10 protein-coding genes are annotated in these 9,606 nt (G+C 40.1%); 3 read left to right on the forward strand and 7 right to left on the reverse strand.

What is annotated here, in order from left to right; all coding sequences use genetic code 11:
* The first annotated feature begins 163 nt into the window (after positions 1 to 163).
* A complete protein-coding gene (locus FCV43_RS20430; protein WP_170961687.1) occupies positions 164 to 301 on the forward strand; it encodes a hypothetical protein in 138 nt (45 codons plus the stop codon).
* Between the two features lie 83 nt (positions 302 to 384).
* Here the strand turns inward: FCV43_RS20430 and FCV43_RS17260 are convergent, their stop codons facing one another.
* The 7 genes from FCV43_RS17260 to FCV43_RS17290 all read right to left on the reverse strand — a co-directional run bounded on the left by FCV43_RS17260 (position 385) and on the right by FCV43_RS17290 (position 6,804).
* The gene (locus FCV43_RS17260; protein ID WP_136995874.1) at positions 385 to 1,608 is read right to left on the reverse strand and encodes a hypothetical protein; all 1,224 of its coding nucleotides are present in this window, start codon (positions 1,606 to 1,608) and stop codon (positions 385 to 387) included.
* 192 nt (positions 1,609 to 1,800) lie between these two features.
* Positions 1,801 to 2,751 carry a ParB family protein gene (locus FCV43_RS17265; RefSeq protein ID WP_113795801.1) on the reverse strand — a complete coding sequence of 317 codons (951 nt, stop codon included), beginning with the start codon at positions 2,749 to 2,751 and terminating at the stop codon, positions 1,801 to 1,803.
* A 1-nt stretch (position 2,752) separates the two neighbouring features.
* Positions 2,753 to 4,000: a ParA family protein gene (locus FCV43_RS17270; protein ID WP_113795802.1), complete on the reverse strand. Its 1,248-nt coding sequence runs from the start codon at positions 3,998 to 4,000 to the stop codon at positions 2,753 to 2,755.
* Positions 4,001 to 4,226: 226 nt separating this feature from the next.
* On the reverse strand, positions 4,227 to 4,748 hold the full coding sequence (locus FCV43_RS17275; RefSeq protein WP_136995875.1) for a pilus assembly FimT family protein: 522 nt from the start codon (positions 4,746 to 4,748) through the stop codon (positions 4,227 to 4,229).
* Between the two features lie 53 nt (positions 4,749 to 4,801).
* Entirely contained in the window at positions 4,802 to 5,320 is a 519-nt protein-coding gene (locus FCV43_RS17280) for a metal-dependent hydrolase (protein ID WP_113795804.1), read from the reverse strand.
* Positions 5,317 to 6,060, reverse strand: coding sequence for a hypothetical protein (locus FCV43_RS17285; RefSeq protein WP_113795805.1), 744 nt, complete (start codon positions 6,058 to 6,060; stop codon positions 5,317 to 5,319). Before FCV43_RS17285 ends, FCV43_RS17280 begins: the two co-directional genes overlap by 4 nt.
* Positions 6,061 to 6,072: 12 nt before the next feature.
* Positions 6,073 to 6,804 (reverse strand): hypothetical protein, encoded by a 732-nt coding sequence (locus FCV43_RS17290; RefSeq protein ID WP_113795806.1) that lies wholly within the window; start codon positions 6,802 to 6,804, stop codon positions 6,073 to 6,075.
* A gap of 1,413 nt (positions 6,805 to 8,217) precedes the next feature.
* On the opposite strand from FCV43_RS17290, the gene FCV43_RS17295 reads away from it, so the two are divergent.
* Positions 8,218 to 9,261, forward strand: coding sequence for a replication initiation protein (locus FCV43_RS17295; RefSeq protein ID WP_113795807.1), 1,044 nt, complete (start codon positions 8,218 to 8,220; stop codon positions 9,259 to 9,261).
* A 134-nt stretch (positions 9,262 to 9,395) separates the two neighbouring features.
* Positions 9,396 to 9,593 (forward strand): recombinase family protein, encoded by a 198-nt coding sequence (locus FCV43_RS17300; RefSeq protein ID WP_113795808.1) that lies wholly within the window; start codon positions 9,396 to 9,398, stop codon positions 9,591 to 9,593.
* Positions 9,594 to 9,606: the final 13 nt, after the last annotated feature.

Below are 9,606 nucleotides of genomic sequence, written 5' to 3' on the forward strand. Positions count from 1 at the left end.
ATCCGTCAGCGCCCCTATTCAAACAAATGGCTCGTTCATGAATAATTCAGGACAATAATCGAAAATAAAAAAATTGTTACCCTACCCCCCTTTTTTTTAATTTTCCGCATCAGTAATAATCGCTTCATCAGCAATGATGCTGACCTAAATAAGGAATCTTAATATGAGTGGATTTAAAGACGGCTATGAGCCAACTAAAGAAGATTTAGATAATCATTCTCAGCAACTAGACCCAGAGCATGATGCTTATTGGCAATCTCGTGGCGAAGATGAGCGTCCTGAAGATTGGGAGAACCGATAATGACTAAAGTACCTAATTTACCAAGCAAAACAGGCAACCCCTCAGGAAAAGGTCGAGGCAATTGCCCTCCCAAAAAATAGATATTAAAACCAGTTATTTTCAGTGGCTTTTCTTTTGATGTGCTTAAAATATATTTTATAGCGCTCCTCTGAGAAAAGCCGCTCCAGAGCCTCATCACTTAACGCTGGTTCGGCTTTGAGTTTCGAGTACAGCCGAGCTAATATTTGCGAAATATACCCGCAAGTAGCTAAATCCATGAGGTCACCATTAGTTATACTCTCTATAAATAGCTCGAGTTTTTCAATGCTGACCCCTGTTTTTTGTTTTCGCCACTCTTTCAATGCACTTCGTTTTGCTTCTAGTAATCTTGCTTTATGATCTCGTTCGCTTGCCTCTGTATTTACTGAATGATTAAGATCTAAAGGCTGAAGTGTTACAGAGATATGCTGACAAAATTCTCGTTCAGTTTTTATATTCGCAATTTTTTTAATATAACTTAAAAAGCCATTAAAGAAATTACCATTGTCACTTAACTTCATTATCTCAAAAAAGAGACCATCATTAGGCCAAGTATCGCTCTCTTCACCAGGTAATCCATGTTCTACATAACTTTGATTAAAGTAATAAAGAATTTCTGTATCCATACAAGCAAGTAACGAAAAATAAAAGTCCAGGTACACATTCAAAATCACTTCTGATGTTTGTGTCGATATTTCGTTTGCTTTTACTAGCGATAAAACACTTTCTAAAAATAAATCTTGTTCATTTTTAGAAAGCTGGATTTGGGGGAAAATTGTACCAAAATAAGCGTTCCCTACCTCTTTTTCACTGAGTTTTAATTCAATACTCCGACGCCTCTTTTGAAGCGCTACTCTTTCACATTGCACTCGCTCCATTAAAAAATTCGGTGCAACAGACCAAGTATTATCATCTAGACCGTAAATTAAAGCTTCCCAGTCAGGAGTTGAGTCAATGTTTTCGATACCGTTTGGATAATTCTGAGAGCACTGTTCTACAAATTGTTCTAAGTAAGGACATATTTCAAACATCGAGCTATAGAATGCTTTAGCTGACTTTAAACCAATACCTTTATTAGAATACAGATTAGTTAAACTTGTATTAGATATAGGCAAGGGCTTATCTAACTGTCGGAAGGTTGATTTCAAAAGAGAGGGCGGAGTTATACTAGGGTTGATCAGTTGCAATACAGATAATATATTAGGTAAGAACAACATTCCTTTTTTTGGGAAAGCTGTTGTAACTTTCTTATCTTTAGCCAATTCAGCCCAAAATTCTTCTCTGCTCATGCAATCTACTCCTTCAAGATCACTTTTTTATTCACGTCAACGTTACCAGTAAGCATATCAATCATCTTAAATTTATAACCGATAAATTACACACATGTAACTGTAATACTGGTACTCATAATTTGATTAGGTATAAAAACAACCCCCACTGTCCCCATAAAAAACCCCGCTCATTGGCGGGGTTCTCCGTCACTAGTTTTGTACTTTATCAGAGATAAACTGCACAATTTCATCGTACACATCTGCGGGTAATCGGCTTAATTCAATCTTAAGGCCACGCTTATCACTACTACGCGAGATTTTTGCATATTGGTTCTTATCATCAAACTGAGCTAGAGCTTCGGTTTCCCAAGTGACTTTCGTGTCCCCTTTTGAAAGCTTAGCTTCGATTGTATCTAACACTTGCTTTTGCTTGTCTTCAACATTCACAGCATCATCAAGGTTTAGCTTGAGAGAGCTAATAAAACGCGCTGTAGTTACGCCCTCTTTCGTCAGTTGTTTCTCTGCTTTCGAAAGCTTAGCGTAATAACCGTTCGGAATGCCTTCACAATCGGGGAAGACTTCAATCAAACGCTGGTCAATAGCTGCAGCGGCAAAGCGCTTACGACAAGTTTCACGGCCAATATTCAAATGTGTGGCCAGTTCATCAAGCTTAGTGAAGCCTAACTCTTGCATGATGTTTTGGTAATCAGAACCCAGCTCTCGATAAGACAAGCGCTTGACCGATTGAGTGGTTTGAATAAAAGCAACGAGATCAGATTGTTCAACGTCTCCTTCAATCACCCAGAGCGGCAGGTCTTTCTTCACGTGCACACATGTAAAACGACGACGAGAGCTATCAAGTAATTGATAAGTGCCCTGCTCGTCTTTGGTCGCGACACCTTCAGTATGTACACCCTCTTCTTGAATACTGAGCAAAATATCGCGAACAGAGTCTAAAGTCAGAGATTCTTGTCGACGTGGGTTCAAAGGATGAATCGCAGTTCTAGATACCAATTGATCCGCTTTAACCACCACTCGTTCTGCGGTTGCCGTTTTACCGCTAGCAAAAGTGAACACTTTTTTAGGGCTCTCGGCTTTAGTTCGCTTGCTTAACTGGTTGCCTTGGTTAAAACCGGTTCGCTTGTCTTGTGGTCGTTGCATGTTATAGCCCCTTCGTTGCTAGCTGCTTAATTTCAGTGATGAATTGGTGATATACCGCATTCACTGATGTCATGGCTAAATCAAATTGTTTACCGCTGCAGATTTGCTCTGATTTTCGAATATCAAGTACGGTTCGATTGCTTTCTGCTGCCGCAACAAACGCTTCAGAATGACGAATCGCTGTAGAGAGTAAATGCCCTTGCGCTGCGCGCAATAATTTATCGAAGACTTTCACTTCGTGAGCACTCTTCTCATCAAAGTTAACAGGCAGCAACTTAGCCCACTTAAGGTTCTGACCTTGTGATGGTAAAGCGCGGAATGTTCCAGGCATAGTCGCCATATAATTACTGGTAGAGGCGAAGTCAAATTCGCGTGGCGTAACAGGGATCAGCACCGCATCAGCCGCTTCATTCACCGCCCATAGAATTGGAGAATTTTGTGGTGGAGTGTCGATAAAAATTAGGTCGTACTCTTGCTTGAGTACTGGCAGGATTTTCTCACGCAAGACACTCACCAATGCTTCCTGTCCCGCTTCATCTTGCCCCCAGTAACAATCGACAAAACGTTCATCAGAAGGGAAAGCAGGGATCACATCTAGATTAGGTAAATGGGTTTTAAATGGTATGGCTTTAACCAACTCGTCAAAACTGTAGTCATTTAGGTACTGTGAAAAGTCCCCTTCTGGCTCTTGCTCTGCTAATGCGATATCAACCGCTGTCATGTACACCGAGTCGTCATCAGCTTGGTGGATAAGGTTTTGGCCAGTTGAACCTTGCGGATCTAAATCTATAACGAGGCAACGCGCATTAAGGTTCAGATCAAGTGCCGCAGCCGTTGCTAAGGTCACGGTAGTGGTTGATTTACCCGTTCCCCCTTTGTGATTTTCAACGACAATCGTTGTCGGTTCAAAACGCTGGTTGTACTTAGGAAAGTCCATAAACGCCATCATGTTTGCAACATCAAAGCGGTTATATAGGTGAGTTCGACCTTGGATAATCGGCGAGCCGACAACACCCTGCTCTGTTGCTTCATCGATTCGAGAATTGAACGTAACACGAGATAAACCGAACAACTCTTGAAGCTCTTTTTTCTTCAATGAGTGGTTATAGATAAGCCTATCAACGCTACCTTCAATTTCGGTATCTGTTACTTTTATCTGCATACGCTCTTTGATAACAGCTTTCAGATCGGACTGCTCTTGCTGCATGCGTTCACAGACTTGCTCTAATGAATCAATAATGGTGGTCATGGGTATCCTTAGTGCTTTAATCGCTTGCAAACACTATAAAGCACTAAAGATCAAAATTAAACCATTAAAGACAACAAAGTTATTAAAATGGTTTAAAGCGTCAGGCAGGAGAATAAATCTCTGATGTTGTTTGGGGACAATGGGGGTTGTTTTTAAAAACTACCATATCAAATCAACCTAAATCGGTTCGTTTTTCATTTAAGCCAATCGCTCATCTATAAGCGATCTAACACTGCCCTATTCCATACCATTCGCCACCATCACTGCAGACACTATTTCTACCGACGAAATGAGCCTCTAAATTAAGAGGCTTATTCTCATTTTTGTAAAAACTGATTAAGTTAATCGCCCCAGCCCCCAAGTCAGGCCAGCCTCGAACTCGATCAAATTCAACATAGCTGTATGCCGCATGGCGCTTAATATAAATATCTATCAATAAGTCGCCTTTCAGTATGTATACAACCTCATTCGAGCAATTTGAAAATGTGGCAGACTCCGTAACAGCAATGCACCAATCAGTATTATTAGAGAATGCTGTCGTCACATTTTTAAAGTGGACATACATAGGTCTATTCCTAAATGTCGCTTCGGAACGAGCCATATTGTAGATCTGAGATATCTCATTTTTCGCCTGATGAATTGCAAAGCGTTCAACCAAGTGACTAAAACTTGGTGCCGCTATCGTCAATAGGACGCTTAACACAACCACGGTAATGATGAGCTCTAATAACGTAAATCCCTTTTTCATCGTGCCTCTAAAATTTGTCAATACTCAGCCTCATCATTAACAACGTATCCCCATTAAATAAGCCTAAATCGATTCGTTTTCCACTCTAAACCGTCTATCAACCCTTGATCATATAAACCGCCCCAGTTATAGAAAAAAGGCGCAAAGCCTTGGCCGCCAGTAACATGATTTAGTGCAATAGCGACCATTATCACTCCTGCAGAGATAGCATACTCGACCGGGTCTCCCGTTCTAAACCTTCCACCAAACAGATGAAAACGCCTATCACTGTAAGGGGAAAATGGCACACCGGATACGGTCATCGCATCAGTTAGAATATGGCTCACGCCTCCCCAGGAAAACGCAACGAATATCCCGTGGTAATCCCAAATAAATGTAAAGGCTATCGCAGCGATGATCCAATGAGTAAACACATGCGTAGGGCCACGGTGTTTGATATGTTTACCCGACAACTTATAAACATATTCCATCCAGTCAGGTGCGGTAGCGCCCGCAACACAAGCAGCCACATGAGGCGGTGATATCACAGCACAAATTGCGCCAGCGATCAGGGTATGGTTTAACCATTTCATGGTGAAGAATCTGATGGTATGGGCTTAGGAAAGTAAGCCACTTTTTTCAAATAACGATTCATATTTTCACTTTGACTCTCTTCACACATAGCCACCAATGCAAGGCGTTGCTCGACCAATGTCGCTTCATGAGTTAATACATCACGGTGAGTCATCGCGACCTTCTCTAGCAACGCAATTTGTTCATCAACATTAGCTATCCCTTTTTTTACACGAGCTTGTGAACGGGCTTCTAAAGCCAAATACATTCCCATCGTTCGATAGGCATAGTTTCGATTAGCCAATGCTTTCGTGAAGGCTGCAACAGAAGTTGCGGTGGCAGTCCTGCGCTGATATTCCCATTGACGCTCTCGTGATTGTTCTGTAGTTGAGTAGAGCGGCATCTTGCCAACTATCCCAATATAGTGCTCTGAGATCTCTGGCCAATCATTGGTGTTGTATTCATCCATATTCGCTTTCATACCAGCAACAATATCGATGTCTATTTTGAATTTGCTTTTTTCTGGATAGCAATGCAGTACTGATTCAAAAATGATATCTGGGTTAATTTTTGGCGCAGGAAGTAGGGCAGGGACTGGCGTATTAAAATGCGGCGCATCACCGTGTAACGTAGGCAACTCAAATGGTTTTGATTCTGGTGGTAAAATCTCAGGTTCACTCCAAGGCGAGCTGATCCCCCAATCATTCGCGCTCACCATTGAAGTGGTTCCTAATAACAGCAAAGCAAAGGTTATTTTCATTATATTTATCAGCTAATCAGCACGAGCAGATCGTCTGCCAGTACCAAGCATTTGTAATCCTCCTACAACAGCACCGGCTTCCCATGCGCCAGAAACAATACAAAGCGCAACAATAAACCACATCAACGCTTTGGTCGTGTCATAACTCGCATCAGTCAATAAATTGGTTCTTTGCGGATCTCTACGTTCAATGACAGGTCTAATAGAGGGAGGAAGTCGACCTTCTTCACTGCTTGTCATAATCCAAATTTTAGTTGATAGCAAACAGGCCCGAGCGACTTGTGCCTTTCGCCCTGTTAACTTATGTGCATCATCCACAAATAATAATGCGCCAGTATCTAAAAGATAATCGGATAGGGCATCAGCTTTTAATTGAAGGTTTAGCTTTCGCCACTCAGTTTGAATTTCACCATCTTCTGATTGTTCTCGCTGAGCTTCATACCACTTTCCAACCGCTTCGTTTTCAACCCAACTTGTCATTGGTAGCAACGTTTCAAGGTGCACAGGTTTATGTTTGTTTCCCCAAATACCATCTTGTTTTTCCATGAGACGTGAAATCCACCGGCTTTTCCCTGAATCATGTGCGCCAGTAATTAGCTGACATTGAGTTCGCTTAAAGGTTGTCGTTTTACGCTCTTTTGATGGAGCGAAGCGACGTGGCGAATCAATAATTAACGGAGTGATATAAGGACTTCCATTTTTCCTAACTCGCTTATGATCAGTTCGAAGCTTTAAAAATCGCATGAGATCCTCGTAGACAATGTATCTCTAGCTTAGAAGCATCTTAGGAAAAATCTGTTACACCGTAGCATATTGCGAGTAACGAAAAGCTTCTGTGTAACTGTGTTTTTTGATAATAGGTGGAAGAGTAGATCAAGGTTCAAAAAAACGTCCGAGCCTCCGGTGAGTTTTTATAGATGCAAAAAAATTTTCCGCCGGAGGTAAGGGGTAAATGTTTTGATTGATGACCTATAACGAAATGAGCGATGGTAGGTACGAATAAAACCGTCATTTATTTCGTACTTTCTTCAGGCAAAAAAGGTCTTATGACGGGCTGGGTAATGTCACACTAAAACGTGAACATCTACCTAAAATTCATCCCATCGATAAGACCTAATTATGTTGTAGCTTTTCAATTCTGTTTTTTTATCAAGCGCGTAGTTAGTCAGTGTATTAGTTAGGGCTGGGCATAACTGATGGCTCGCCACACCATTTGTTGGTTGGGACGTAAACCCCTTCCATTTATTCATTTGATTATTCGGTTAAATCACTCTCCATGATTTATTGCATCCTCATGCTCTACCGTTTTAAAAATGAATCATTACCGATAACTTGTTTATCTCTACTTATGCAGAACGTCTCCGTCAAGGACGAAAAGAGAATTGTCATTCATAGTTTTTTAGAAAGCTATTCGCTTAATAACCACCCAATTATTTATTGTCGTTGGCGTAAGTGATCCGCATCGACTTAGGTATGAATCCTAATAAGTGAGTATCACAACTAGAAACAGCTTATCTCGCTAATGATTTATCTAGACACTCTTTTTTAGGAGTAACATGATGAAATTTGGAGTATGAATTAAAAGGGGATTAATGTGATCTTTGCTAGCTATGGCAATCATTAGTTACATGGTGATCAATAAACAGATGTTCTATGTGTCGTAAAAATGACCCTTCTTTTCATATTGTTATTTATTAAAGAATCAAAATTAAATATTTGATTTTGTGGGTAAGTGTGTAAAAACTTGTTTTTTCCACTTATCCACATTCTCTATAACAATCTATATTTTCTATACGATCTATAATCTATATAAGATCTATAGAGTCCTAATTTATCTTTTAAATCATGAAGATAAACCATTTCAGGTCACATTATATTAGTGTTATTGATCTTATTCTTAGTCTCATTGATCTTTTAATTAGTCTGAAGGTTACAATAAATTAGTCTTATTGATCTAATTCTTAGTGTGAAGGTCACATTCTTTTAGTGTCGTGACTATTTTTATCCAATAACACATGATATTGACGAGAAAGCGTTACTACTTTGATGAAGGTTACTCGTTTTTAGTGTTATACCACAAAATTAGCTATTGAGGTCACAGGTATTTAGTCTTATTATTATCAGACACTAAAAATCTGTAACCTGAAGCTAATTACTATGACTGATCATCGCCAATTGATAACAACTGAAAATTATCGTGAACTGCCTCATGACTTTTTTAAGAAAAGCCATGCTTTAGTTTTTAGTCAATTGGGGTTAACAGCTCGTGAGCATGACACTTTTGCGCTGTTCCTTTCTCGGTTACATGAAGATCACTGGGTGGCATACCAAGAGGGACGTCACGTCTATGCTCCAGAATATACCTTTCAATCTGAAGTGCTAAAGGAATGGTTTGGTCTCTCAGCAAAGCAGCTTTATCCAACGTTAAAACCGATGGCTGAAAGGTTATCGTCTCGTAAGGTTGGTCTAATTAATGAAAGTGAGCAAGAGTTTGATTTTATGCCACTCTTTAGCCGAGTTGCTTATAAAAAAGGATCATTAATCATGGTTCCTAATGCTGAGTTAATGGATGCCTACCTTGCTCAGTCTGCGGGTCATGCTCAAATTAATCATTTATCATTTCGAAGCCTAAAGTCAGAACACTCAAAACGTCTCTACAGCATTTTATCTCGTTTTAAGAAATCAGGTATGAAGCTCCACGAACAGTCTATTGAGCAGCTTCATGGGTTATTTGGTCTGTTAGATGAGAAAGGAAAACTCACTAAATCAAGTTACTCAAATAATAAGGTGTTTCTAGAGCGCTGCATTCGTAAGCCAATAGAGGAACTCTCGTCGAGTGAAGAAGTAAAAAAAGAATTAGCGTTCCTCGTTGATGCTGATTCAGGATCTTATGGGTATAAAGCTCGCTATAGAGGGAAGACCATTGTAGCTCTTGAATTCTTATTTCAATGGAAACAAAAAAGTGACAATAAAGCAGAAGCGCTTGAGCGCTCTAAATTAGCGGATGAGCAAGTTCCAGATAACCCAATGTTACTGTTGGCAAAAGAAGCGTTTAATATCGTTCTATCATATCCAGTAAATGGCACGCTGAATGATCACCATAAATTAGCTATCGAAAGTGTAAAGATGGGGATCATCGCAATGCCTGCAGATATGCAGTTTGATACAAGTTTCTACCATCGCTTAGAAATGATGAAATAATAAGCTTCAAGTAACACATTTTTAGTGTTTCACTCATAAGACTAAAAATGTGTTACCTTCAGTGATGAAGATCTCAAGTCCACATATTTATCACCTTTGTTATGATGTCTAAGGTAATTAACCAAGGAAGATGCATGACAACCTACGCCTATTTGCGCGTTTCGACTGACGCACAAGATACCCAAAATCAAAAGCATGGAATATTAGAATACGCCAATCAGATGGGCATCAGCGATATCCAATTCATAGAAGATACTGTCTCTGGCACTAAAAAATGGCGACAACGTAAACTCGGTCAGTTGCTACATGACATGGGGGTAGGGGATACGTAAGCGTGTCATGAAC

It is taken from the genome of Vibrio genomosp. F6 (genome assembly GCF_005146325.1).
In the GTDB taxonomy this organism is placed as follows: domain Bacteria; phylum Pseudomonadota; class Gammaproteobacteria; order Enterobacterales; family Vibrionaceae; genus Vibrio; species Vibrio cortegadensis.